The organism is Desulfonatronum parangueonense (assembly GCF_054656975.1).
Window position 1 is genome coordinate 560,296 of record NZ_BAAHXH010000003.1, and the last position, 23,866, is coordinate 584,161.

The 23,866-nt window shown below is 56.3% G+C and carries 23 protein-coding genes; 13 read left to right on the top strand and 10 right to left on the bottom strand.

Annotated features, from left to right (window positions below; translation table 11 throughout):
- Positions 1 to 2 precede the first annotated feature (2 nt).
- From ACYQ15_RS02965 to ACYQ15_RS02975, 3 genes are all read right to left on the bottom strand, one after another.
- The gene (locus tag ACYQ15_RS02965) at positions 3 to 1,028 is read right to left on the bottom strand and encodes a polyprenyl synthetase family protein (protein WP_459936036.1); all 1,026 of its coding nucleotides are present in this window, start codon (positions 1,026 to 1,028) and stop codon (positions 3 to 5) included.
- A 187-nt stretch (positions 1,029 to 1,215) separates the two neighbouring features.
- Positions 1,216 to 2,334: a nicotinate-nucleotide--dimethylbenzimidazole phosphoribosyltransferase gene (cobT, locus tag ACYQ15_RS02970; RefSeq protein WP_459936037.1), complete on the bottom strand. Its 1,119-nt coding sequence runs from the start codon at positions 2,332 to 2,334 to the stop codon at positions 1,216 to 1,218.
- Between the two features lie 19 nt (positions 2,335 to 2,353).
- Positions 2,354 to 3,715 carry an ATP-dependent 6-phosphofructokinase gene (locus ACYQ15_RS02975; protein WP_459936038.1) on the bottom strand — a complete coding sequence of 454 codons (1,362 nt, stop codon included), beginning with the start codon at positions 3,713 to 3,715 and terminating at the stop codon, positions 2,354 to 2,356.
- A gap of 509 nt (positions 3,716 to 4,224) precedes the next feature.
- Here ACYQ15_RS02975 and ACYQ15_RS02980 point away from each other — a divergent pair.
- From ACYQ15_RS02980 to ACYQ15_RS03030, 11 genes are all read left to right on the top strand, one after another.
- A complete protein-coding gene (locus ACYQ15_RS02980; RefSeq protein WP_459936039.1) occupies positions 4,225 to 4,749 on the top strand; it encodes an RsbRD N-terminal domain-containing protein in 525 nt (174 codons plus the stop codon).
- A gap of 60 nt (positions 4,750 to 4,809) precedes the next feature.
- Positions 4,810 to 5,802, top strand: a complete 993-nt coding sequence (dsrM, locus tag ACYQ15_RS02985; RefSeq protein ID WP_459936040.1) for a sulfate reduction electron transfer complex DsrMKJOP subunit DsrM — start codon at positions 4,810 to 4,812, stop codon at positions 5,800 to 5,802.
- A gap of 53 nt (positions 5,803 to 5,855) precedes the next feature.
- Positions 5,856 to 7,466, top strand: a complete 1,611-nt coding sequence (gene dsrK, locus ACYQ15_RS02990; RefSeq protein WP_459936041.1) for a sulfate reduction electron transfer complex DsrMKJOP subunit DsrK — start codon at positions 5,856 to 5,858, stop codon at positions 7,464 to 7,466.
- Positions 7,466 to 7,855 (top strand): sulfate reduction electron transfer complex DsrMKJOP subunit DsrJ, encoded by a 390-nt coding sequence (dsrJ, locus tag ACYQ15_RS02995; RefSeq protein WP_459936042.1) that lies wholly within the window; start codon positions 7,466 to 7,468, stop codon positions 7,853 to 7,855. Before dsrK ends, dsrJ begins: the two co-directional genes overlap by 1 nt.
- A 2-nt stretch (positions 7,856 to 7,857) precedes the next feature.
- Positions 7,858 to 8,643: a sulfate reduction electron transfer complex DsrMKJOP subunit DsrO gene (gene dsrO / locus ACYQ15_RS03000; RefSeq protein WP_459936043.1), complete on the top strand. Its 786-nt coding sequence runs from the start codon at positions 7,858 to 7,860 to the stop codon at positions 8,641 to 8,643.
- An 11-nt stretch (positions 8,644 to 8,654) separates the two neighbouring features.
- Positions 8,655 to 9,809, top strand: a complete 1,155-nt coding sequence (dsrP, locus tag ACYQ15_RS03005) for a sulfate reduction electron transfer complex DsrMKJOP subunit DsrP (protein ID WP_459936044.1) — start codon at positions 8,655 to 8,657, stop codon at positions 9,807 to 9,809.
- A 662-nt stretch (positions 9,810 to 10,471) separates the two neighbouring features.
- Positions 10,472 to 10,660: a ferredoxin gene (locus tag ACYQ15_RS03010; protein WP_092120790.1), complete on the top strand. Its 189-nt coding sequence runs from the start codon at positions 10,472 to 10,474 to the stop codon at positions 10,658 to 10,660.
- Positions 10,661 to 10,729: 69 nt separating this feature from the next.
- The gene (locus tag ACYQ15_RS03015) at positions 10,730 to 11,494 is read left to right on the top strand and encodes a YkgJ family cysteine cluster protein (RefSeq protein WP_459936045.1); all 765 of its coding nucleotides are present in this window, start codon (positions 10,730 to 10,732) and stop codon (positions 11,492 to 11,494) included.
- A complete protein-coding gene (locus tag ACYQ15_RS03020; RefSeq protein WP_459936046.1) occupies positions 11,482 to 11,850 on the top strand; it encodes a hypothetical protein in 369 nt (122 codons plus the stop codon). The genes ACYQ15_RS03015 and ACYQ15_RS03020 overlap by 13 nt, the downstream gene beginning before the upstream one ends.
- Before the next feature lie 315 nt (positions 11,851 to 12,165).
- Positions 12,166 to 12,786: a tetratricopeptide repeat protein gene (locus ACYQ15_RS03025; protein ID WP_459936047.1), complete on the top strand. Its 621-nt coding sequence runs from the start codon at positions 12,166 to 12,168 to the stop codon at positions 12,784 to 12,786.
- A gap of 366 nt (positions 12,787 to 13,152) precedes the next feature.
- Complete coding sequence (locus ACYQ15_RS03030; protein ID WP_459936048.1) at positions 13,153 to 13,854, top strand: DVU0298 family protein; 702 nt, start codon at positions 13,153 to 13,155, stop codon at positions 13,852 to 13,854.
- Positions 13,855 to 13,881: 27 nt separating this feature from the next.
- Here ACYQ15_RS03030 and ACYQ15_RS03035 read toward each other — a convergent pair whose 3' ends face one another.
- The 6 genes from ACYQ15_RS03035 to ACYQ15_RS03060 all read right to left on the bottom strand — a co-directional run bounded on the left by ACYQ15_RS03035 (position 13,882) and on the right by ACYQ15_RS03060 (position 20,248).
- A complete protein-coding gene (locus tag ACYQ15_RS03035; RefSeq protein WP_459936049.1) occupies positions 13,882 to 15,363 on the bottom strand; it encodes a cobyrinic acid a,c-diamide synthase CobB in 1,482 nt (493 codons plus the stop codon).
- 192 nt (positions 15,364 to 15,555) lie between these two features.
- On the bottom strand, positions 15,556 to 15,792 hold the full coding sequence (locus tag ACYQ15_RS03040) for a dissimilatory sulfite reductase D family protein (protein ID WP_459936050.1): 237 nt from the start codon (positions 15,790 to 15,792) through the stop codon (positions 15,556 to 15,558).
- Positions 15,793 to 15,848: 56 nt separating this feature from the next.
- Entirely contained in the window at positions 15,849 to 17,000 is a 1,152-nt protein-coding gene (dsrB, locus tag ACYQ15_RS03045) for a dissimilatory-type sulfite reductase subunit beta (protein ID WP_459936051.1), read from the bottom strand.
- 21 nt (positions 17,001 to 17,021) lie between these two features.
- Positions 17,022 to 18,335, bottom strand: coding sequence for a dissimilatory-type sulfite reductase subunit alpha (gene dsrA, locus ACYQ15_RS03050; RefSeq protein WP_459936052.1), 1,314 nt, complete (start codon positions 18,333 to 18,335; stop codon positions 17,022 to 17,024).
- 297 nt (positions 18,336 to 18,632) lie between these two features.
- The gene (locus tag ACYQ15_RS03055; protein WP_459936053.1) at positions 18,633 to 19,196 is read right to left on the bottom strand and encodes a hypothetical protein; all 564 of its coding nucleotides are present in this window, start codon (positions 19,194 to 19,196) and stop codon (positions 18,633 to 18,635) included.
- Positions 19,193 to 20,248 (bottom strand): AAA family ATPase, encoded by a 1,056-nt coding sequence (locus ACYQ15_RS03060; protein ID WP_459936054.1) that lies wholly within the window; start codon positions 20,246 to 20,248, stop codon positions 19,193 to 19,195. Before ACYQ15_RS03060 ends, ACYQ15_RS03055 begins: the two co-directional genes overlap by 4 nt.
- A 205-nt stretch (positions 20,249 to 20,453) precedes the next feature.
- On the opposite strand from ACYQ15_RS03060, the gene asnS reads away from it, so the two are divergent.
- Entirely contained in the window at positions 20,454 to 21,830 is a 1,377-nt protein-coding gene (asnS, locus tag ACYQ15_RS03065; protein ID WP_459936055.1) for an asparagine--tRNA ligase, read from the top strand.
- A gap of 93 nt (positions 21,831 to 21,923) precedes the next feature.
- A complete protein-coding gene (locus tag ACYQ15_RS03070) occupies positions 21,924 to 23,525 on the top strand; it encodes an ATP-binding protein (RefSeq protein ID WP_459936056.1) in 1,602 nt (533 codons plus the stop codon).
- A gap of 31 nt (positions 23,526 to 23,556) precedes the next feature.
- Here ACYQ15_RS03070 and ACYQ15_RS03075 read toward each other — a convergent pair whose 3' ends face one another.
- Complete coding sequence (locus ACYQ15_RS03075; protein ID WP_459936057.1) at positions 23,557 to 23,790, bottom strand: hypothetical protein; 234 nt, start codon at positions 23,788 to 23,790, stop codon at positions 23,557 to 23,559.
- Between the last annotated feature and the right edge of the window lie 76 nt (positions 23,791 to 23,866).

The following is a 23,866-nucleotide window of genomic DNA, read 5'->3' on the forward strand; positions in this document are numbered from 1 at the left end:
GACTATTTTTCCCGGTGCAGAGTATGGTGGAGAGCTTCCCGAAGAGCCGTGCATTCCGGGGTTTGTTCAAGATTGGCGAGGGCGTCGTCAGCCAGGGAAACGAAATGCGCAGCCCTGTCGCGGGTCTGTTGAACACAGCCGGCGGAGCGCACGGCCTGGATGATTTGATCATGGCGGGCCCGGTTTTGCTCGGAAAGGACGCCATGTTCGGCGGTGGCCCCCAGGTCGCGGATCCAACGCATGGTTTCTTGTCGTTCCTGCTCGGACAGGGTCTCCAGATAGGAGATCAAGGGCAGCGTGAGCTTGCCTTCCCGCAGATCGTTGCCGACTGGTTTGCCCGCCACCTCGGCTTTGGCCGAATAATCCAGGGCATCGTCGGTCAGCTGAAAGGCGATGCCCAGATTGATGCCGAAGTCCAGGGCGGCCTGCTCCACAGCAGGTCCACTGCTGGAAAACAGCGCTCCGCAGTGGCAGGAGGCCTGGATCAGATAGGCGGTCTTGCCGGTGATGATCTCCAGATAGTGCTCCTGGGACAGAGTGGGGCTCTTGATCCACTCCAATTCCTGGATTTCTCCGGCAGCCGTGCGCATGATGGCGTCGGCAACGCGCCAGCTCAGGCGGGTGTCTCCATGCTCCGCAACCAGACGGTTGCCCAGAGCCAGGAGCACATCGCCGGCAAGGATGGTTTCTGTTTTGCCGAAGACCAGGTGCGCCGTGGTCTGGCCCCGGCGCAGGTCGCTGCCGTCCAGGATGTCGTCGTGCAGCAGCGTGGCCGAATGCAGAAACTCCATGGCGCAGGCCAGGGAATACACGTCGCGCGAAGCCGGCGGCCTGTCGGCGGATTTGCTTCCAGCCGGGACGCATCGAGAGAAGAGAATGGTGAGCAGGGGGCGCAGGCGCTTGCCGCCCGCCCGGAGAACATGCTCGGCCACGGGACGGACGAGATCCGGAAGTTTTCGGGTTTCCTGAACCAGATAGTCGTTGATGACCGGCAGTTCGTCTTGGAAAAATTGTTGAAGATGGTGCATCGACTTGCTGTTATCCGCTTCCCTTGCCTAAGGCAAGGAGTAGTGTCGGCTTGCGGCCTCTGAAATGCTGTCCTGCCGTATCGAACAAAAAAGCCTTAAAAAAAGAGGCCCGTTCAATCCTGCCAAGCAATTGGATCATCCAGATGCGGTTTCTATGCTGAAAACGGCAGATGGAACCGTCATGACATCAGGCAGAGCCTTCGGAGTCGCTTACCCCGGCGGTGGCAAAGCTGGCCATGTCGTTATACATGGCTGTGGCGGCCCTGAGGATGGGAACGGCCAGGGCGGCGCCCGTGCCCTCACCCAGTCGCATGCCCAGATCCAGAATGGGACGGACGCGAAGGCGATTCAGGATGACGCCGTGTCCCGGCTCGGCTGAGCCGTGGGCGAAGAATGCGTAATCGCCCACGGAGGGATGGATTTTCCATGCCGCCACATAGGCCGCTGTGGAGATGAACCCGTCGATGACGACAGCCAGCTTGTGCCGCGCGCAGCCCAGGATCAGCCCGCTCAGGCATGCGATTTCCAGCCCGCCCAGAGCGGCCAGGGTCCGCATGGGGTCGGCGGCGGACAATTCGGCATGATTGACCTGCAAGGCCCTGGCAACCACTCCGGCCTTGTGGCGGACTTCCTCTTCGGTCAAGCCGGTGCCCGGGCCTGTGATCGTTTCCGGGGGCAGATCCAGAAACGCGCAGTAGAGAGCCGTGGCCGCGGTGGTGTTCGCGATCCCCATTTCTCCCGTGCCGACCACGCGCATGCCCTCCTTCGCGGCCTGTCCGGCCAGAGAAATCCCCAGTTCCACGGCCTGGATGCACTCCCCGGAACGCATGGCCGGGCCGGCGCTGAGATCCGCGGTGCCCTGCGCGATCTTGCGGTTCAGCAGGCTGGGCGAATCCGGAAAATCAGCTCCCTTGACGCCCACGTCGACAACGAGCAGCTCCACCCCTGACGTGCGGGTGAAGATGTTGACGGCCGCACCGCCGTTCAGGAAGTTGGCGACCATTTGGCGGGTCACTTCCTGGGGAAACTTGCTGACCCCTCTGGCGGCCACGCCATGATCCGCGGCGCAGGTGTAGATCCGGGCCGGGTCGGCCTGAGGAATGTCCCCGCGACCAGCGGCCAGGCTGATCAGGGTCAATCGCAAAGCCAGGTCTTCCAGCCTGCCCAAACTTCCCCTGGGTTTTGTCAGATTGTCCAGCCTGGCTTGAATGTCCGCAGCGGCGGACATGTCCAACGCCGATATGGCCGCTGTGCATTCCTGGAGTACTGTTCCTGCTGATTCGGAAGAATTGGAGACGAAGGACATGCTCATGCCCCGGCGGAGGTTAAATTTTGCATGTTGTTCCCTGGGGATATTGCGCAAGGTCTGTCTTCATGTGCACGGGCTGACCGGTGGACTGCAGCACGGCTTGCCAGTAGTTGCTGACCGTGCTGATGGACTTGCGCTTTCCGGCAACCAGGCTCAAGGGCAGGTGAATATAGTGGCCGTGCAACTTGCTCACCACCATTCCGGTCTTGCCGGCCATGGCGGCATGCACGGCGTTCTGGCCCAGAAACCCGCAGTAGACGCGATCATTGGCATTGGCGGGGATCGAGCGGATGATGTAGCTGGGATCGATGAATTTGAGGGTGTATTCGGTATTCGTGGACTTGAAGTAGACGTCGATTTCACGGCGCAGCAATCCACAGATGTCTCGCAGTACAGGATTGCCCGAGGCGTCGGTTTCGCTGGAGGCGGCGAGCAGATCCTGGCCCGCGCCTTCCGCCACCACGACCACCGCATGGCCACGGCGGCGGATACGATCATCCAGGGCCTGCAGAAAACCGTTCGGGCCGTGAATCTCAAAAGGGTCTTCGGGAATCAGGACGAAATTGACGTCCTTCAGGGCCAGGGTGGCCTGAGCGGCGATGAATCCCGCTTCCCGGCCCATGAGCTTGACCATTCCAATGCCGTTGGGAGCGCCCAGGGCCTCGGTATGCGCGCAGCGGATCGCTTCCGTGGCCTTTTCCACGGCCGTGTCGAAGCCGAAGGAGCGGGGAACGAAATTGATGTCGTTGTCGATGGTTTTGGGGATCCCGATGACGGCCATCTTGATCTTGCGTTTCGCGACTTCCTCCTGGATTTTCAGGGACGCCTGCATGGTGCCGTCTCCGCCGATCAGGAACAACACGCTGACGTTCATTCGCTCCAGGGCATCGACGATCTCTTCAGGTGATTGCGGCCCCCGGGAGGAGGAAAGGATGGTTCCGCCGAATTCGTGAATATTGGCGACCTTGTCCGGAGTCAGTTCCATGAGTTGATGGCCGTATTCAGGGATGAAGCCCTGCAGTCCGTAGCGGATGCCCAGGATGCCGGCCACGCCGTAGCTGTGGTGCGCGGTCATGACCAGGGCGCGAATAACGTCGTTGATGCCGGGGCAGAGGCCGCCGCAAGTGACGATGGCGCACTTTGTTTTGGGAGGGTCGAAATAAAGGTTTGAACGCGGGCCCGCGGGTTCGAATTCATAGGTCTGCATGGACATGGTGCCGGATTCGCCTTCCTCATTGGCGACGAAGAGTTGAACCCGCTGATCGTCTTGAATGAACAGGGCGCACTCCATGTGGGAACGAATTTTCGCGGGACCCAGATCAGGAATTATCGTGGAAACCTTGTCAGGCCTGCTGACGTCGGATGTTGCTTCTTTCATGATGAACCTCCGGATTTTGAAAAAAAAGGCGATTATGTAGAAAAGAGATGGGGAAGGCAAATTTTCGGCAGCGTTGGGATGCCTGGCCCGGCCCGAAACCCGCCTTGACACAAATTTCCCAATCGGATAGTCGACTTTCTCAATTGAGAATAGAGACAGATAGCCGCGTGCCGCAACGCCTAAGCTGTCAGTTCAACCGGGGTGACTCGTCCCGATCTTTTCCAGAGGATGATGGAGTTGCACTTTTTCGAAAAGACTCGGAACATCATCCAATTGGTCATAAAACCGCACTGGATTCCGGCTCTCACCGGAATGACATTCTGGATCAACCTGTATCCATGTCAGTCATGCCGGCGCAGCCGGCATCCAGGTCTTTTTCTCTGACACGCTGATATAGTTGCCACCGGCATGGACATATGAAGGCAATGCGTATTCATCCCGCTGCTCATCTCATCTCCACTGTATTTCACTTTTATTACCCCAGCCGGATTCCCGGCATTTGCTGATTTATGAAAAACGACATTATCAACCTGCTCAAAGACAACAAGGTCATGCTTGTCGACCGTTGGACCAAGCTCACCCTTCAGACTTATCCCGCTGAAAGCGCCAATTTCTATACCAGGGAGAAGGATCAATTCGCCAATCCTGTCGGCCATGCCATGAACAAAGGCTTGGCCGAAATTTTTGACGCCATGCTGGGCGGACTCGACGTGCAACAGATTACTGCAATTATGGACAGCATGATCAGGATTCGGGCCGTTCAGGGCTTTACGCCTTCAAAGTCCCTCGCGTTCCTTCTTTTTATCAAAAAAATCATCCGGGAAGAGCTCGGTTCGGAAATCAAGGCAAAGGGAATGGAAGACCAACTCTTGGTTTTTGAAGAGCGTATCGACGGGGTGCTGCTCGTTGCTTTTGACATTTATTCCCAATGCCGATCGACCTTGACTGAATTGAAAAGCAACGAATTCATCAACCGTCATGCCCGTCTTCTGAAACGGGCAAATCTGATGAGCGAGGAAACCCGTCTTTCCTGACGGGGTGGACAACCATTTTAACGCAACCAGTGGAGCATCAACGCAAAGCGAGGTAGGGAAATGGCAGCGTGGTATTCTTTGTTAATAGTTTTGGGAATGTCTCTTTTCGTGTACCTGGGAGCCGGACTTCTCGGTCTGGATGCGATTTTCGGAATCGTGATTCCGTATGCCGCGATTCTGGTCTTCCTGATCGGATTCACGGTCCGGATCGTTGATTGGGCCCGGTCGCCGGTACCATTCAGGATTCCGACAACAGCCGGACAGCAGAAAACCCTGGACTGGATCAAGCCCTCCAAGATCGACAGCCCGTACACCACCTGGGGAGTTGTGGGCAGAATGGCCCTGGAGGTCCTTTTTTTCCGGTCACTGTTCCGGAACACGAAAATGAGTCTGACCGAAGGCAAGCTGGTCTACGGTTCGGAAAAATGGCTCTGGCTGGGAGGAATCGTGTTCCACTATTCCTTTCTGCTCATCGTTATCCGCCATCTTCGCTTCTTCACCGAGCCGGTTCCGGGTTTTGTCCAGGTGCTGGAGAATGTTGACGGAATGCTCCAGATCGGTTCTCCGGGTCTGTACATGACGGACGTCTTTCTGGTTGCCGCCTTGTTGTTTCTTCTGCTGCGCCGCTTTTATGATTCCCAGATGCGGTACATCTCTCATGCGGCGGATTATTTTCCGTTGTTCCTGATCCTGGGCATCGCATTATCCGGAATCATGATGCGCTACTTCACCAAGGTCGACCTGATGGGCGTGAAGGTTCTGGCCATGGGACTGGCCACGTTCAATCCCACGGTGCCGGATGGACTCGGGGCCATGTTCTATATCCATCTTTTCCTGTTCAGTGTCCTGCTGGCCTATTTCCCCTTCAGCAAGCTGATGCACCTTGGCGGCGTATTTCTCAGCCCGACCAGGAACCTCCCCAACGACAGCCGGATGGTTCGCCATGTCAACCCCTGGAATGCTCCTGTAAAGGTTCATTCGTATGACCATTATGAGGATGATTTCCGGGAGAAGATGATCGAAGCGGACATCCCCGTGGAAAAGCAGCCGTAGGCTGTCTTGTCGAAGCAACAGGCAGCCATAGGCAATCAAGATAAGGAGTCATTATGTCACAAGCACCAAAACCTGAAGAATTGCTCCAGGTATCGCATGTCGCTCCAAAGAAGAGTTGGGTTGATCCAAAAGTGGATCTCGTTCCCGGCACGTGGGGCTACCCGGGGCAGCCGAAGAACCTGGAGATCCTGGACATGCCCAATCCGAGGATCTGGAAGCCCACGGACGACGACTGGCAGCTTCCCCCCAATTGGCAGGAAATTATTCACGAGGGCCTGAAAAAGTGTCTTGGGCAATACCGGTCGCTGAAGATTTTTCTGGACATTTGCGTGCGCTGCGGCGCCTGCGCGGACAAGTGTCATTTTTTCATCGGCACGGGTGATCCCAAGAATATGCCGGTTCTGCGGGCTGAACTTCTGCGGTCCATCTATCGCAAGGATTTCACCACAGTGGGACGCATCCTGGGCGCATTTGCCGGCAGCCGGGAATTGACCCAGGAAGTGATCAAGGAATGGTTCTACTATTTCCACCAGTGTACCGAGTGCCGGCGCTGTTCGCTGTTCTGTCCCTACGGCATCGACACGGCGGAAATCACCATTGTCGCCCGCGAACTGCTGAACCTGATCGGCGTGAACATCGATTGGGTCGTGGGCGCGGCGGCCAACTGTTATCGTACTGGAAACCACTTGGGGCTTGAACCGCAGGCTTTCAAGGGAAATATCGACTTTCTCGTGGACGACGTCGAGGAATACGTCGGCGTCCGCCTCAACCCGACCTTCAACCGCAAGGGCGCCGAGATTCTCTTTGTGGCACCTTCCGGAGACGTCTTCGCCGACCCCGGCATCTATACCTACATGGGGTACATGATGCTTTTCGAGCAAATCGGTCTGGACTACACCATCAGCACCTATGCGTCGGAAGGTGGAAATTTCGGTCTGTTCACCAACCATGATACGATGAAGCGCCTCAACTCCAAGATCTACGCGGAAGCAAAGCGCCTGGGAGTCAAATGGATCATCGGCGGCGAATGCGGGCACATGTGGCGGGTTCTGCACCAGTACATGGACACCATGAACGGCCCCTCGGATTTCCTGGAGGTGCCCAAGTCCCCGATTACCGGAACGGTGTTCGAGAACTCCAAAACCACCAAGATGATCCACATCGTCGAATTCATGGCGGACCTCATTCACCACGGCAAGCTGAAGTTGAATCCGAAGCGCAACGATCATCTCATCACCACATGGCACGACTCATGTAATCCGTCCAGAGGCATGGGAATATTCGAGGAACCGCGTTATGTTCTCAAAAGCGTGTGCAACAACTTCTTTGACATGCCTGAGAATACCATCAAGGAGGCCACCTTCTGCTGCGGTGGCGGCACGGGACTCAACGCCGGCGAATTCGAATACCTGCGGATGATGGGCGGCATGCCCCGGGCATTCGCCGTCAAGCACGTCCACGAAAAGCATGGCGTCAACCGTTTGGTGAACATGTGCGCCCTGGACAGAGCAATCTTGCCGCCGCTGATGGATTATTGGGTTCCCGAGGTCTCGGTTTCCGGACTGACGGAACTGGTAGCCAACGCCCTGGTCATGGACGGCGAGCACGAGCGGACCGTGGATTTGCGGGGTGAGGACATTCCAGGCATGGAGGGTGAAGAATAATGTATAACGCCAGTAAAATTATCCCCGGATTGATCATTTTCCTCATTCTGATGACGTTCCCGTTCTGGTCGAATCTTGGACGGGCCGCATACGAACGACCGGAACTGAAATTGCCGGAATTTGAAAAGGAATGTGTCGAAGATGGAGAATGGATGCGCCTCCATCACATGACGCTTCTTGATGACTGGCGCGATCTCGCGGTGCGGGATGGTGTCCGTCTGTACACCAATCAGGCCGGCAAGCAGTTTGACATGAGCTTGACCATAACCTGCATGTCGAGCCAATGCCATGCGAACAAGGACGAGTTTTGTGACCAGTGTCACGATGCCTTGGCTGTTGCGCCGTATTGCTGGGATTGCCACGTCGTACCGTCAGTTGGGGGGGAATAACCATGGCCATCAATCGGAGAACATTTTTGAAAGCCGCCGGGCTGGCCACCTTGGCCGGTGTCGGCGGGCACGCGGCAATGGAACTTCTCGCCCCCGGCTCATTGGGCGCATCCGGTCCCGCACGGGTCACGGCGTATCCGGAAGCCCTGCATGGCGAGCGCTGGGCAATGGCCATCGACATGGAGCGATTCACCTCCGCCCGCTTGTATCAACAGTGCATCGATGCCTGCCATCAACGCCACAACGTGCCCCATATCCCCGGGAAGGACATGATCAAGTGGATCTGGAAAGGCAGCTACAAGGAAACCTTTACGGATCAGCAGAGCATCATCGTCCCGGAAGAAGTGAAGAACCAGCCTTTTCTGATGCTTTGCAACCACTGCGACAATCCGCCTTGCGTGCGGGTCTGCCCCACGAGAGCCACGTTTCGAAGGGAAGACGGAATCGTGACCATGGACATGCACCGTTGTATCGGCTGTCGCTACTGCATGGCCGGGTGCCCCTACGGTGCGCGGAGTTTCAACTACCGTGACCCCAGACCCTTCATCCGGAATATGGATTCGACATATCCCACGCGCACCAAAGGCGTGGTCGAAAAATGCACCTTCTGCGATGACCGACTGGACAGAGGCCAGATTCCTGCTTGCGTGGAAGTTTCCGAAGGGGCTTTGATCTTTGGCGATCTGGACAATCCGGAATCTGATGTACGCCGGGTGCTGAAGGAACGGTACAGCTTGGTCCGCAAGCCCTCCCTGGGCACTAAGCCCCACGTCTTCTATCTGATATGAGGTGAGCAAATATGTTGGAAAAAGCGCTTCAGGGCAATAAGGCTTACTGGGGGTGGATTGCCACGCTCCTGGTGTTCATCGGCATCGGGTTCGGGTTCTATATCTATCAGTTGCAGCACGGGCTTACGGTCACCGGTCTGAGCCGCGACGTATCGTGGGGACTGTACATTGGACAGTTGACGTACATGGTCGGCATCGCCGCCTCCGCGGTCATGCTGGTCCTGCCCTACTATCTGCACAACTACAAGGCATACAGCCAGCTGGTCATCTTCGGCGAATTTCTGGCCGTGTCAGCGGTTATCGTCTGTCTCTTGTTCGTCGTGGTGGACCTTGGTCAGCCGCAACGACTGATGAACGTGGTACTGTACCCCACGCCCAATTCCATTCTGTTCTGGGACATGGTCGTCTTGAACGGCTATCTGTTCCTGAACCTGGTCATTGGCTGGTCCGTGCTGCAGGCCATGAAAAAAGGCATTCGCCCCGCGGGCTGGGTCAAGTTCCTGATCATCGTGTCCATCCCCTGGGCCGTGAGCATCCATACGGTCACGGCCTTCCTGTATGCCGGGTTGCCCGGAAGATACTTCTGGTTTGATTCGTTGATGGCCGCCAGCTTCCTGGCTTCGGCTTTCGCTGCAGGGCCGGCTCTGCTTTTGCTGCTGCTCTTTATTGTCCGACGTGTCGCCGGCTTGGTCATTCCACAGGAGGCCATTCAAACCATGGCCAAGGTCATTGCATATGCCTGGGCCATCAATCTGTTCATGCTCCTGCTCAAGGTGTTTTCGGCATACTACAGCCAGTATCCGGGCAAGATGCTGACTTTCGACTACCTCTACGGCGGAGTCGGCGGTCAGATGTTGATGCCCTGGATGTGGAACTTTGTCTTCCTGGCCGTGGTGGCGTTGGCCCTGCTGATTATTCCCGCCACCCGCAAAAACCAGACGACGTTGACCATCGCCTTGATCATGGTCTTCGTCGCCGGCTGGATCGACAAGGGCCTTGCCCTGATCATAGGCGGCTTTGTTCCCAATCCGTTCAAGACCTATACTGAATACTGGCCGACCATCCCTGAATTCTTCATCACCGTGGGCATTTATGCCATCGGCCTGCTGATCCTGACGGTGCTCTACAAGGTTGCCCTGTCGGTCCAGCGTGAAGCTGCATCGTAACGCGAACCAGGCTGACCTGCGCTGATACCTACCCGCCGCAGCTTCGGTTGCGGCGGGTAGTTGTTTATTCAACTGATTTTGCCAATGTTCGAATTTCTTCATGTTGGTTCCTCAACACGAACATCGTGCCCGGTAATTGAACCGCATCATGTCCTTGAGAGATTCCAACGGTTGCATCACATACATTCGCTATCTGTAACTATTCAGTTCATCCGGAGGGTGGTCATTCACCTGCACTGGATTCCGGCTTTCGCCGGAATGACTTATCGTGGCAAGCTGCATCTATACAGTCATACCGGCGAAGGCCGGCGCTATCGCTATCCAGATTTTTTCGCGGATTGCTGAATAGATACCGCTATCTCAACATAAAGTGCTTCGGCGAGTGCGTAAGACCGGCCATATTTCAATGCCGAAAATGCTTTGCCTCACTCTTGACATACGGTCTTAAACATCTAAAGAATGTCTGGTCGTTCAGGGTAGCGAACGGATGATGGGCATCTTTTTAGCATGTTCGCCTAGCTAAGAATTTCCATTGTTTATCTGAGGATGGGCATTTTTGTTTCTGTTTTGTGACAACCTTGCCCGTGGCACGGGGGTGAAACTCCGCACAACAACCTGCTCCGGATGTCAGGGGCAGATCTTATTCAAACTGGAGGTAGAAAATGGGTTGGAAAATCACCGTTGATGTCGACAAGTGTACAGGTGATGGCGAGTGTGTCGATGTTTGCCCTACCGAAGTTTATGAACTTCAAGACGGAAAAGCCGTTGCCGTGAACGAGGAAGAGTGCCTCGGTTGCGAGTCCTGCATCGAAGTCTGTGAGACAAATGCACTCACTGTAGAAGAAGTCTAGTTTTTTTCATTTTTTTGACTATCGCCAAAAGGAGGATTTTCCTCCTTTTGGCGTTTTTAGGAGCACTGCATGCCTCCGGATTTTTCACCTTTTTTTAAAAAATACGAACAACTCCTGCAGAGCGTTGACAAGATATTCGACACCGTGAAGGAGAAGTACCCTCAATGCGTAATATGTGAGCAGGGTTGCAGCGATTGCTGTCACGCCATGTTCGATTTGCCCTTGATCGAGGCGTTGTACCTGAATCACCACTTCCATGGGGTTCTGCCCAGGGAGACCAAGACGCAAATCCTGGCCAAGGCGGATCAAGCCGATCGGGCTGCTTACAAGCTGAAGTTTCAGGCTTACAAGAGTCAGCGGGAAGGAGTGGAGACGGATGAAATCCTCGAGGACTTCGCACGCAAGCGGGTTCGTTGTCCGTTATTGAATTCCCAGGACAGATGCGACTTGTACCAGTTCAGACCCATTACCTGCAGGTTGTACGGCATTCCGCAGGAAATCAATTCCAAGGCCAGAACCTGCACGCTGTCAAAATTCGAACCCGGTGTTCAATACCCCGCGGTTCAGATTGAAAAGATTCACCAGATGCTTGCGGCCTTGAGCCTGGAGTTGGTTCAAAGTCTGAGTACCAAGTATCCCCATATGGGAGACATGCTCGTCCCACCCTCAATGGCCCTGCTCACCGTATATGACGACGAGTATCTCGGGATCAGCAAGTCCGGGTGCGGTTCAGGCGCATGCGGATCCGGAGGTTGCGATTCACCTTCCGGTGGTTCCTGCGGCTGCGATTCGGAATCAAAAGGTTCAGGGAGTTGCGGTCCATGTCAGAAATGAACGAGCAGGAAGCGCAGAAAAAGGCAATCTACGAAAGCCTTTCGGAACGGGCCAAGACTTTTGTCCAAAAAGTCGGGTACGATAAATGGGACCCGTTCCAGAAGCCCAACGATCCTCTCGATATGCGCAAATTCAGCACCGACAAGACTGCCCGGGCCATGGCAATGGGGTTTTTGCAGCAACGAAAGGAAGAACACTATTCCAACGTCTATGCCAAGGCGGTGCTGGACATGTGCATGGGCCTGATGGACAATGATGAACGGTATGTGGCCATGTACGAGTTCGCTCAATGGTATCAGCACCAGACGCAACATCATATCGACGTCCAGGATCAAAGGACATTCAGGCGCGATTGAGCGACAGCCTGAGAATGACGGATGACCGCCCAAGGCGGACAGCGGGATATTGATACTCGCGGTTTAGCCATGGATATTCCGCCGAAATGGATAAATTTTTGGTAACTGCTCAGCACACGTTGTGCGATCTGCCTTCGACACTCAGGGTCGGAGTCGGAATCGGAATCGGAATCGGTTTTGAAAACGTTGAGGAGCACTTCGCATGGTTTCGCTTCCGCTTCCGATCCCGATCCCGATACCGACGGCGATGTCAAACTCCGCACGGCAGCAGCATGCTGAATAGTTACATTTTTTGAAATTCTACATGGAGAGGCAATGACTGATATTGACAAAACGGAAAAATATATTCGCCAGAAAAAGGAAATACTCGAACAGAATCCCAGTTGCGCGAATTCGCATTTCAACCTGGGCGTAGCCTATCTGGCGCAGCGAAACTGGCAGGAGGCCGAGAACGAGTTCTTTGCGGCCGTAGAATGTTCACCGACCATGGCTGAAGCCTATGTGCAGATCGGCGGCATTCGGATGTATCAGGGCGATCTGGAGGGCTGCCTGTACTTCAACAAAAAGGCCGCGGAAGTTCGTCCGAAATTTCCCATCCCCTATGGAAACATCGGATTCGTCTACCTCCAGCTCGGCGAGCCGGATAAAGCCTTGGAACCCCTTCTCCAGGCCGTTTCGCTGCAGCCGAAGTTCGTGCAGGCCCATACCACCCTTGCCAGCGTGTATTATGCACTGGAGCAATACGACAAGTCCATCGACCATTGTGAGCGTGCTTTGAAGATCGAGCCCAGATTTGCACCGGCACTCAACAATCTTGCCTTATGTTATTATGAGCAGGGCAAGTATCAGCAGGCTTTGGAGAACATGGACAAGGCCATCGAAAACGGCTTCGAGGTGAAACCGGAGTTTCGACAAATGCTTGAGGCTCATCGCTGATTATCTTTTGTGAAAAGGTGACTATTCAGCACATCCGAGAAAAAGAGCACTGGATGCCCGCATTCGCGGGTATGACTAATCCGGCGACGGATTGAATAACAAGTCATTCCCGCGAAGGCGGGAATCCAGGTCATGGTGCCACAAGTTTATGAAAAACGTAACTATTTAGCACATACTCTGTGGTCACTCGCCAGAGCTGGATTCCGGCTTTCGCCGGAATGACGTATCATACCACATCCTTTCCAAGTTCAGTCATACCGGCGAAGGCCGGTATCCAGTCCGATTTTCTCGATGAGCTGAGTAGTTACTGAAAACCAAACTTATCCCGCTCTGAAGCTGAGTAGTTGCGAGAAAAGGAGCTTCTTCATGGCCGAATTCAGGACGCTCAAAAAGGAATTCTCATCCTTTCTGGTGCAGGATGACTGGCAGGAGAAGCTGAGCACGTATTTCGACCTGCCCCGGCGCAAGCTTCTGGGACCGTTGTTCTCCCTGCTTCTGGCGCCAGAACCGCTTTTGAAGTGGCGTGCCGTATCGGCATTCGGAGTCGTCACCGCAGATCTCGCTGAACAGGATATGGAATCGGCGAGAGTGATCATGCGTCGACTGATGTGGAATCTGAACGAGGAGTCCGGAGCGGTTGGCTGGGGCGCTCCCGAATCCATGGGCGAAACTTTGGCCCGCAGCCCGGCTCTTGCCCGCGAGTTCAACAGGATATTGACTGCATACGCCCAGGAGCCGGTTTCCGGGGACGGCATCTACCTCGACCACGCTCCCCTGCGTTGGGGCGCCTACTGGGGAATGGCTCGCCTGGCCGAGGTGCGGCCGGAGCTTATGGAACAGGGCCTGACCACCTTTTCAGAAATCGCGACCAAGGACGATCCGCTGGACCGAGCCGTGGGCGCATGGGGACTTGGCAGCGTGGGCAATGCGCAGCACGTGCCCATTTTGGAGAATTTGACCGAGGATGCGCACCAGGTTGCCCTGTACCGTAATGACAGATTGCAGACCTATCGCATCGCCGACCTGGCTCTGGAAGCCATCGCCGGTATCCAGTCAGAAACGACATGACCATTTCGCGGTCTTGCCGAAGTGTAATTATTCTGCTGCGAAGTTACCCGGCGATTTTGTGTTTTCTTGCTGGTAGGAACGCGCGGCGGCAATAAAATTTCCAGCCCACGTGGGAACGCCGAGTGCATGCAAATGCGTATAGCACGCGAAGGTGTTCTTGAAGATGAGACCGTCCCTGTTTTGATCCATGCCGCACCCACGCTTCATCTCAAGGGCAAATTGCATGTCTGGTTGAAGCGGGGTCACGCACCTCGAATAATGAAATTCGTGGCCGGTAAACTCCAGTCCAACCGGGTGAAACGGATTGGGGCGGATCACGCGGGCAACGGTGTAGCCCAGTCCCTGGGGTTTGGCGCACAGCATCGTCCGCAGGGGAAAGACTCCGGCCATGGGGTAGAGGGCATCTTGATACACGAGGCTCTCGCCAAGATACATGAAGCCGCCGCATTCCGCATAAATGGGAAGCCCTGCCTGGGCCAGTCGCGACACCTCCCGGCGGATGAAAATGTTTTCAGACAACTGGGCGGCCTGGGTTTCCGGAAAACCTCCTCCGAGATACAGACCATGAATCTCAGGCCAGGGGCTGGGCGAAAGCAGGCTGAGTTCCACGAGTTCCACGCCTTCCTGGCGGAGTTCTTCAAGATTTTCCTGGTAATAAAACCACAAAGCGGCATCCCGGATCACGCCGATGCGCACCTTGTGTCCATGGTTTTTTCGAGAATCGGGGGAGGAGCATGTTCCTGAACTTCCGGTTGGCGAAAAATTCTTTCCGGCAGTATTCGAGGAATCCACAAGAGGCTGGGGAAGGGCAAGCGGAGGTGCTTTGGCCGCTATGTCGCGGATGGCGTCAAGGTCGATGCAGTCCCGGGCAATTTGCGCAAGGTGATTCAGCGTGGCTTCTGCTTCCGAGCACTCCTGATCCGATACCAGGCCCATATGCCGTTCCGGAATGGGATCCGGTTTGATTTTCGGCAAAATGCCGATCACGGGCACATCGGTATACTCCTCGATGCATTGGCGCAATATGGTCTTGTGTCGTGTTCCGGCGGTCCGGTTCAGGATCACGCCGGCAAGATGAAGGCTGGGCTCGAAAGCGCGACACCCAAGGATCATCGCAACCACGGTCCGGGTCATCTTGGTGCAGTTCACGATGAGCACAACCGGCGCCTGGATCAGTTTCGCCAGTTCGGCCGTTGAATAGGTCCCGCTGACATCCTTGCCGTCGAAAAGACCTCTATTGCCTTCAACAAGGGACATGTCCACGCCTGCTGCGCCTTTCCGATACAGACCCATCAGCGCATCCGTGGACATGAGAAAGGGATCGAGATTGGACGCTTCCCGTCGTGCCGCCAGCCCGAGCCACGCGGCGTCGATGTAGTCCGGTCCCTTTTTGAAGGGTTTGACCCGCAAACCGGAGTCAACCAGGCCGCGGCACAAGCCAAGGGAAATGATGGTCTTGCCTGCTCCCCCGCTGAGACCGGCTAAAATCAGGCGAGGAGTCGTACTCACGGATGGTGTCGATGCTGGGGGTGGAAGTTGGAAAATAAAGGGGGGGCAGTGAGAATAAAAAAAGGGACTCCCAAAATAATCAGCCGGCCAAGCTTCATGGCGTTGCAAATCGAGTGATCAGAGGACCTCGATCCGCGACATCCCGGCTATGTTCTGGCACACCTGATATAATGGGAACCCCCGAAAGGAGCTCTATTCGCCCTCACCGGCTTGCTGTTTGCCAACGCCTTTGAGGCCGTAAAATGTGGTGCTTCCACTGGACCAGTATTCCAGAATTTCCTCATTGACCATCTGGCCGAGAAGCTTTTTGGTCTGCAATGTTTTCATCTCCGGAACCATGGCAGTCAAATCCTTGAAATAGAACTTGGATTTGTTTTTTTTGGACTTCATACCATCAATAATGGCCTGTTTTGCAGCTGCTTCATCCATGTGAGACTCCTCAAAGTGTGCTGCCCGGGGTGGCCCCGGGCAGCAATGAAGGTTGATTAGAACTTGAAGTTCGTTGTCTGGCGCCAGGTTTCGTACGCAGGATCACGGAAATCGTCGATCAAGTGCCAGGTGAATTCCAGGTCGCAAACTTCGAAGAAGCGTTCCCAGCCGATGCGCTCGGCCCATTCGCCCAGGCGCTCGTACTTGCGGGCGCCCTTGGAGTAGGCGTCGACGATCTGGTGGACCTTCTTGACCAGCGTGGGCCAGCGCGGCGGCTCATTGGGCACGAAGTCCACGACGACCTTGGAGAACTTCGGATTGCTGCGGCGGTTGGAAACCTTGCCGCCGACCATGATGATCAAGCCGTCGCCGCCTGCACCGTCGGAAAGGGGCAGAGCGGGGCACATGGTGTAGCAGTTGCCGCAGAACATGCAGCGCTCGTTCTTGATGGCCACGGAATTGACTTTGGTTCCGTCAGGCAGGTCCACCTTGGTCGGGCGGATGGCGGCGGTGGGACAGGCGGCCACGGCCAACGGAATTTCGCAGATGTTGTCCAGGGTGTGGTGGTCAATGATCGGAGGCTTGCGGTGGTATCCCACGAAGCCGATGTCCGAGCAGTGCACGGCGCCGCACATATTGACGCAGCAGGCCATGGACAAGCGCAACGGCGCGGGCAAGCGCATGCTGGTGAACTCTTCAAAGAGATCATCCATCACGGCCTTGACTGTGCCGGAAGCGTCCGATGCAGCGGTGTGACAGTGAACCCAGCCCTGGGTGTGGATGATGTTGGTCACGCCGGCGCCGGTGCCGCCGATGGGGAACTTGTAGCTGCCGGCCTCATGCTTGCGGCTGAGCAGGTCTTCTTTCAGCGGACCGACCTTGTCCTTGCTGTCCACCATGAATTCGACATTGTGGCGGGTTGTCCAGCGGACATGACCACCGCAGTGCTTGTCGGCGATTTCGCAGATTTCCCGAATGGTCTGCACGCCCATGAGGCGGGGAGAACCAACCCGGATCGTGTAGACTTCATCGCCGCTCTCGGCCTTGTGCATCAGAATCCCGGGCTCGAGAATCTCATGGTACAGCCATTTGCCGTAGTTGTTCTTGAGTACCGGCGGCAAGAAATCTTGATAGTGCCGGGGGCCGATATCCGTGATCCGATCCTTCATCGGCTGTTTCGGATCGTATCCTGAGGAAATGAATGCCATTTTTGATACCTCCTGGGCTCGTTACATTTTGTGTCGGCTTCTGTAGTCTTCGATCTTCCTGTCCCAGCCACCCGGCACTTCCTCTTCCTTCCAGAAGATGTAGGGGTTGGTCCGAGGTTCCTGAACAACTCGCACGTCAACGTCCAGTTCCATGACCTGCAGGATCTTGTACAGGCCGACACGCTTCATGGTCTCGCCGACACGCTCGCGGTTCTTGCCTTCTTCCATCCAGAACTCGAAGAGCTTCTCGATCAGGTCCTTGATTTCCGTGTACGGAGCTTCACACTTGATGAAGGGGACGATCAGCGTGCCCATCTGTGCGCCGTCCAGAATCGGGGCCTTTGCGCCCAGAAGCATGGCGCAACCGGTTTCCTCGCCGATCCTCAGAGCGCGGGGCATGGCATTGATGCAGTGCATGCAATGGTTGCATTCCTTGTCATTGATTTTCAAGGTGTTGCCTTCCATCCACATACACTCGGTGGGGCAGAGATCGAGGACTTCCTTCTGGATGTCGAACTTGCCCCAGTCGCGGCCCGCGTGAGCGCCGGCATTGGGCTTGATCTCGCCGCCGATGTAGGCCTTGACCGCTTCCTGATCGATGCGGATGTTGTCCTTCCAGAGGCCGATGAAGGCAAGGTCGGAGCGGGCGATGGAGGCCACGCAGCCGTTGGGACAGCCGTCGACCTTGAACTTGAACTTGTACGGGAAGGCGGGACGGTGCAGGAAGTCCTGGTATTCGTTGGTCAGGTCGTGACACAGATCCTGAGCGTCAATACAGGAGTATTGACAGCGGGACATGCCGAGACAAGACGCTGGCGTACGCAGGTTGGATCCGGAACCGCCGAGGTCGGTGTCCAGCTTGTGGGTCAGCTCGTAGAAGATTTCTTCCAACTGCGGGGTGGTGGTGCCGAGCCAGACGATGTCGCCGGTGGAGCCGTGCATGTTGGTCAGGCCGCTGCCGCGGAATTCCCACAGATCGCAGAGCTGCTTCAGAAAATCCGTGGAGTAGTAAAACCCGGAAGGCTGGTTGACGCGTACGGTGTGGAAATGCGCGACCCCGGGGAACTGGTCCGGCTGGTCGCAATACCGGCCGATAACGCCGCCGCCGTATCCGAAAACGCCGACGATGCCGCCGTGTTTCCAGTGGGTCTCTCCGTCAGTGTAAGAGAGTTCCAGCACGCCGAGCAGATCTTCACAGACATCCACGGGAATTTGGTACTCAACGTTGTTGACGTTCTTCGCCCTTGACTCCGCTTCCCGTTTGATGTCGGAAACAAAGCTGGGCCATGGTCCCTTTTCCAGCTCGTCCAACAACGGGGTCTTGTGTTTCGCCATTGTTCTGCCTCCTCGAAGGGTTTAGGGTGGTTCGTCACAATAAGAAGGGAACCGTCAACCGACATGTATCCGACCAAAGAGCGGTGGATCCGGTCATAATGGCCCCCCTAGCTGCAAACATGGATCCAAAGGCTTGAAGCTTTTGAAATACATGCCTCGTGAAATTTGTTACAACCGAAAAGCCCTTACTGTCAAGACAGTTCCGACTTGAGTGGCTTAAGGCTTTATTTTGCGTCATCATCGCGGAGGGAGTGCAGACTTTTTGTCCGTTCACAAAATCGGGGCTGCTCGCCATTCCTACTCGCGGTGGGGGGGAGCGCGACGCACGCCCTTCCAGCCGTAACTGCTGGGCAACGTTTTGCTGTTGTAGATTTTACAGTCCGCCCGAAAGGGGCGCAACTTATTCTTCAGCAATTGAATCTGATCCGCAAGCCGACGTTTATACGGAAAAAGCAGCGATGCGCTTTTGCGCTCTTCCAGGAAAAGAACGACCTCGATCCGTAAAGGATTGCTCTTGTGAAAAAGAGCGCTTGCAAAAGGGCGAAGTTCCTGAACATCCCATCGCCACGCGGCAAAGAGTCCCGAGATGGTGTCCCGGACTTTCTGGGCGACTTCGGATGCCAGACGTCCGGACAGCAAACGGTCCCGGTTGCGGGATTCATGACCGCTCAAATCCTTGACTTCTATGAACACGAGGTCCCCCGGAAGGCCGGATCCCGGGCGAATGACAATGAAGTCCACGGCCTTGCTCCCTTCGACTCGGAGCATGGTGCCGCGGTAAAACTTTGTCTCGTCGTACTTGCACACGGTGATGCCTTTGGCGAACCGAAAGAGCAAGTCGCCTTCGACGAATTCGATCATGTGCCGGACTCCAGTTGCTGCTCCAGGTACCGATCGCTTTGTTCCAGTTCCTCATCCAGGGCCGTGATATTGGGAAGCCCCTCAAGTTCATCGGCCTGATGGGCAGTGGCTCCGGCCCCGTTGCATTCCAGGCCGGTGAAAAGAGTTGAAAGGGGATAGTTTTTGCGCAGAAGAGCCAGTTCACGAAGCAGAAAAAGGTTGTGCGTGGCGATGACGACCTGGATTCCGGACTGGACAGTGATCATCAGGGCCTTGGCCACTTTGCGGATCAGCTTCGGGTTGAGGTTTGCGTCAGGTTCGTCCCAAAGCAGGGTACAGCCCTTGCTCAGGGCTCCGTTCAGCAGGAGGTAGGCCAATTGGGCTACCTTGCGCAGTCCTTCAGCCAACAGGCCGACCTCAAGTCTGCCTTTGTCCCGGGAATGAATGTAAAAGCGGCCGTGCTCAAGGATGATCTTTCCCTGCAGAATGGACTCAAGTTCTGCGATCAGGTGGGCGAAGCCTTCGAGTTTGGCGGATTGAAGCGGACCGGCCAGGAATTTTCGGCTCAAGTCATAGTATGTCTCATCGAGGAAGAGTTCCCGGCGATCATGGAATCCGCTCAGACTCGGGAAAATTGTCAGGATTTCCTTGGGCGGCATCATCACCGGCGACTTGAACGATCTGGAAGCCTTGTGCCTTTCCAGCGAGACCTTTTTCCGGCTGTTCGGAGCAAAGCTGAAGCCAAGGCTGCTTTCCAGGGCTTTGTGTTCCATGAAGTGGGACTCGACCCGGCAACGTGAGCGCAGGGATGAACGGTTCACCAGCCCTCCGAGAAAATCTGGGCGAAATACGGCCACAAGCTTTTCCGCGATCCGTTCGTCAAGATGGTAATGGATCTCGGGAGCCGTCGTCTCGGAGCTCTCGCTTTGAATCGCGCAAAGAACATAGGCCAACTTGAGGAGATGGCTCTTGCCAGTACTGTTTTCACCAACGATGATGTTCAGATCGCCGGTGAAGCGAAGGTGAAGCTCCTGGAAAATGGAGAAATTCGAGACGGCAAGGGATGTGAGCATGATGGAGCACTCCGTTCAAACTGACGGTTGCTGTGACGCTGATTTTTAAGAAACACTTGCATGAGATGAAGACTCCGTCAATGATGACCGTGGGTGCGGCTCCTTGACTTCACCGGCGAGAACTCGAGTTTGTTGAGATCAGTCCTTGATGGAACGACTGCATGTTCAGTGCAGTCATAATTGCAAAGCATAACAGAGGATGAAGATGCGTACATTCGTGAATCATGCCCTGACCACCGAAAATGCTCTCGGGGAAATTCATCTGCAAGGCTGGGTGCGTACCCGAAGGGACGCGAAAGGGTTTTCCTTTCTGGAGATCAACGACGGTTCCTGCCTGAAAAATATTCAGGTGGTCATGGATCATGCCGCGGCGGAGCAGTCGTTCAAGGACGTGAACAACGGCGCCTCCGTGGAGATTCACGGCAGACACGTGGCTTCACCGGCCGCGGGGCAGAATTGGGAAGTGCAGGCGACAAGGGTCTCGCTGATCGGCTTGGCCGACCAGGAAACATATCCCCTGCAAAAGAAGCGGCATTCCGATGAATTTTTGCGGACCATCGCTCATCTGCGGCCCAGGACCAACAAGTACGGGGCCATGGCCCGGATTCGCTCCGAAGCGGCTTTTGCCGTGCACGCGTTCTTTCGTGAACGCGGATTCTGGCATCTGCACTCGCCCATCATCACCGGTTCGGATTGCGAAGGAGCCGGGGAGATGTTCCGCGTGACCAGTCTGCCCCTGGACCACAAGCCGGTGCCCGGTTCCGATCCCTGCGCCGAGGATTTTTTCGGCAGGCAGGCCAATCTGACCGTTTCCGGGCAACTGGAAGCGGAACTGTATGCCTGCGCACTGGGCATGGTCTATACCTTCGGTCCCACCTTCCGGGCGGAGAACTCGAATACGCCCCGTCATGCCGCTGAATTCTGGATGATCGAGCCGGAGTTCACCTTTGGCGATCTGGGCGACAATATGGATCTGGCGGAGGAACTGACCAAATCCATGGTCCGGCATGTCATGGCGCACTGCCCGGACGACCTGGAACTGTTCGGAAAATTCGTGGACAAGACCCTGCTTGCCGATCTGGAAATCCTTCTGGCCAAGCCCTTTGCCCGGATATCCTATGCCCAAGCCATCGATATACTTGAGGAGAGCCGACGTGATTTTGAATTCCAGGTGATTTTCGGATCAGACCTGCAAACTGAACACGAACGCTTCCTGGCCGAGGAACACTTCAAGCAGCCGGTCATGGTGCACGGCTATCCGCGGACCATCAAGCCTTTCTACATGCGCCTGAACGACGACGGCGAAACCGTGGCCGCCATGGACCTGCTCGTGCCCCGGGTGGGGGAACTGGTGGGGGGAAGCCAGCGCGAGGAACGGCTGAACATCCTGACGGATCGCATGGACGAGCAGGGACTGAGCCGGGACGCATACTGGTGGTACCTGGATACCCGCCGCTTCGGGACCGTGCCCCACGCCGGTTTCGGCATGGGCTTCGAGCGCTTTCTGATGATGGCCACCGGCGCGACCAACATCCGCGACGTGATTCCCTTCCCGCGTACGCCGGGGCATCTGGAATTCTGATCGTTATGTAATTTACAGATGTGTTGATTAAACATCGAAGACCTGCTCCCAGGGCAGAGCCATGTGGCATGGATATAAGGCCAAGGAGCCGTGATGGAAAAATTTTTCAATACGTCCGGACCGGTAAATCCGGATGAACATTACGCACTACCTCCTCTGCACCGTGTGGATTGGGAGGATGTCAGCCATCTAATTCAAACCAAGCGCTACTTTGTGCTCCATGCTCCGCGTCAGACCGGCAAGACGAGCACCTTGCTGGCCATCATGGCCGAACTGAACGCCGAGGGCCGATTCGCCTGCGCCTACGCCAACATCGAAGGGGCCCAGGCGGCCCGGGGGGATGAAAGCAAGGGGATTCCGGCGGTGTGCAGCGCCATTGCGCGGGGCGTCCATAACCACCTGAACGATGAGCGGATCAAAGCCTGGCTTGATGGAGAGGGTCGGAACACGGTGGTCCATGACCAACTCACGAGCCTGCTGGAGCATTGGTCCAAGATCTCGCCCAGGCCCGTGGTCCTGCTCCTGGACGAGGTGGACTCCCTGGTGGGCAATACCCTGATTTCCCTGCTCCGCCAGATCCGGGCCGGATATGATCAGCGGCCCGCGGCGTTTCCCCAGAGCGTGATCCTTTGCGGGGTGCGGGACGTGCGCGATTACCGGATGCGTCAGGCTGGGGAAGAGATGGTCACCGGCGGCAGCGCCTTCAACATCAAGGCCAAGTCCCTGCGCATGGGGAACTTCACTGAGGAGGAAGTCCGGGCTTTGTGGCATCAGCATACCGAGGCCACGGGTCAGGCATTTGCCCCGGAAATTTTTGATGAACTCTGGCTGGATACCCTTGGCCAGCCGTGGCTGGTCAACGCCCTGGGCCAGGAGGTGACCTGGGAAGACCGGGAAGCCCGAGACCGGACCCGGCCCATCTCCCTGGAGGACTATCGGGCCGGGCGGGAGCGGCTGATCCTGTCCCGGGCCACGCACCTGGACCAGCTCGCGGACAAGCTCAAGGAGCCCCGTGTGCGGGCGGTGGTCGCGGCCCTGCTTTCCACGGAACAAACCGAACTGCAGATGCCCAACGACGACCTGCAATATGTCGAGGATCTAGGTCTGATCACGCGCAAGCCGCAGATTCATGTCAGCAATCGGATTTATCAGGAGATCATCCCCCGGGAACTCACCGTGGTGACTCAGGACTCCATGCTTCAGGAAACAGCCTGGTATATCGGCCCGGATCGGCGCTTGGACATGGTCAGGCTTTTGACCGCGTTCCAGCAATTCTTCCGGGAAAACAGCGAGAGCTGGGTGGAACGCTTCGAGTACAAGGAGGCCGGCCCGCAACTCTTGCTCCAGGCGTTCCTGCAGCGCGTTCTTAACGGCGGCGGTCGGCTGAACCGGGAATTCGGCCTGGGCCGCCGGCGCACGGACCTGTTTCTGGAATGGCCCCTGAACGAGGCCCAAGGCTTTTTCGGGCCGGTCCAGCGGGTGGTCATCGAACTGAAACTGCTGCATGCCGGCAGAAGCCTGGAGTCCACCCTGGCCGAGGGCCTGGAACAAACCGCGGACTACGCCGACCGGGTCGGGGCTGGTGAGGCCCACCTGGTCATCTTCCATCGGGATCCTGGGATCAGCTGGGAAGAGCGGATCTGGAACCGGCGGGAGCGGTCCGGGAAACGGGATATTGATGTGTGGGGGTGTTGAGTGCGGTCGACGATGCGTTCGCACCGCAACGTCACCATTCGTCCCCGGCCTTCTCGACAAGATACGCAAAATACTCCGGATGCTCTCGAAACACGGGCAGGGCCAGTTCCAGGGCGGCCCGGAAAAGGTCCATGCGCTGGACTCCCAACTCCCTGCTCAACCTCTCCACATCCGCGGCACGGGCCGCGGGCAGTTTGCCGCACAACAGCGCAGCGAAATCCTCGTCACTCATCGGCTTGCCGGCCAATCGATCCAGTATGCCCATGGAACAAACCTCCTCCCCTGCATAAGAAAACTGCATCATTTGCGCGCAACCACGGCTGATCCGTCGCCGGTTTCGC

Excerpts from the sequence above, each read along its gene's own strand:
- ACYQ15_RS02965 (WP_459936036.1), bottom strand. The coding sequence starts at position 1,028 with ATGCACCATCTTCAACAATTTTTCCAAGACGAACTGCCGGTCATCAAC.
- dsrB (WP_459936051.1), bottom strand. The coding sequence starts at position 17,000 with ATGGCATTCATTTCCTCAGGATACGATCCGAAACAGCCGATGAAGGAT.
- ACYQ15_RS03020 (WP_459936046.1), top strand. The coding sequence starts at position 11,482 with ATGTCAGAAATGAACGAGCAGGAAGCGCAGAAAAAGGCAATCTACGAA.
- dsrO (WP_459936043.1), top strand. The coding sequence starts at position 7,858 with ATGGCCATCAATCGGAGAACATTTTTGAAAGCCGCCGGGCTGGCCACC.
- ACYQ15_RS02975 (WP_459936038.1), bottom strand. The coding sequence starts at position 3,715 with ATGAAAGAAGCAACATCCGACGTCAGCAGGCCTGACAAGGTTTCCACG.
- ACYQ15_RS03010 (WP_092120790.1), top strand. The coding sequence starts at position 10,472 with ATGGGTTGGAAAATCACCGTTGATGTCGACAAGTGTACAGGTGATGGC.
- ACYQ15_RS03030 (WP_459936048.1), top strand. The coding sequence starts at position 13,153 with ATGGCCGAATTCAGGACGCTCAAAAAGGAATTCTCATCCTTTCTGGTG.
- dsrJ (WP_459936042.1), top strand. The coding sequence starts at position 7,466 with ATGTATAACGCCAGTAAAATTATCCCCGGATTGATCATTTTCCTCATT.
- dsrA (WP_459936052.1), bottom strand. The coding sequence starts at position 18,335 with ATGGCGAAACACAAGACCCCGTTGTTGGACGAGCTGGAAAAGGGACCA.
- ACYQ15_RS03070 (WP_459936056.1), top strand. The coding sequence starts at position 21,924 with ATGGAAAAATTTTTCAATACGTCCGGACCGGTAAATCCGGATGAACAT.
- dsrP (WP_459936044.1), top strand. The coding sequence starts at position 8,655 with ATGTTGGAAAAAGCGCTTCAGGGCAATAAGGCTTACTGGGGGTGGATT.
- ACYQ15_RS03055 (WP_459936053.1), bottom strand. The coding sequence starts at position 19,196 with ATGATCGAATTCGTCGAAGGCGACTTGCTCTTTCGGTTCGCCAAAGGC.
- ACYQ15_RS02980 (WP_459936039.1), top strand. The coding sequence starts at position 4,225 with ATGAAAAACGACATTATCAACCTGCTCAAAGACAACAAGGTCATGCTT.
- ACYQ15_RS03040 (WP_459936050.1), bottom strand. The coding sequence starts at position 15,792 with ATGGATGAAGCAGCTGCAAAACAGGCCATTATTGATGGTATGAAGTCC.
- asnS (WP_459936055.1), top strand. The coding sequence starts at position 20,454 with ATGCGTACATTCGTGAATCATGCCCTGACCACCGAAAATGCTCTCGGG.
- ACYQ15_RS03060 (WP_459936054.1), bottom strand. The coding sequence starts at position 20,248 with ATGCTCACATCCCTTGCCGTCTCGAATTTCTCCATTTTCCAGGAGCTT.
- dsrM (WP_459936040.1), top strand. The coding sequence starts at position 4,810 with ATGGCAGCGTGGTATTCTTTGTTAATAGTTTTGGGAATGTCTCTTTTC.
- dsrK (WP_459936041.1), top strand. The coding sequence starts at position 5,856 with ATGTCACAAGCACCAAAACCTGAAGAATTGCTCCAGGTATCGCATGTC.
- cobT (WP_459936037.1), bottom strand. The coding sequence starts at position 2,334 with ATGTCCTTCGTCTCCAATTCTTCCGAATCAGCAGGAACAGTACTCCAG.
- ACYQ15_RS03025 (WP_459936047.1), top strand. The coding sequence starts at position 12,166 with ATGACTGATATTGACAAAACGGAAAAATATATTCGCCAGAAAAAGGAA.
- ACYQ15_RS03015 (WP_459936045.1), top strand. The coding sequence starts at position 10,730 with ATGCCTCCGGATTTTTCACCTTTTTTTAAAAAATACGAACAACTCCTG.
- ACYQ15_RS03075 (WP_459936057.1), bottom strand. The coding sequence starts at position 23,790 with ATGGGCATACTGGATCGATTGGCCGGCAAGCCGATGAGTGACGAGGAT.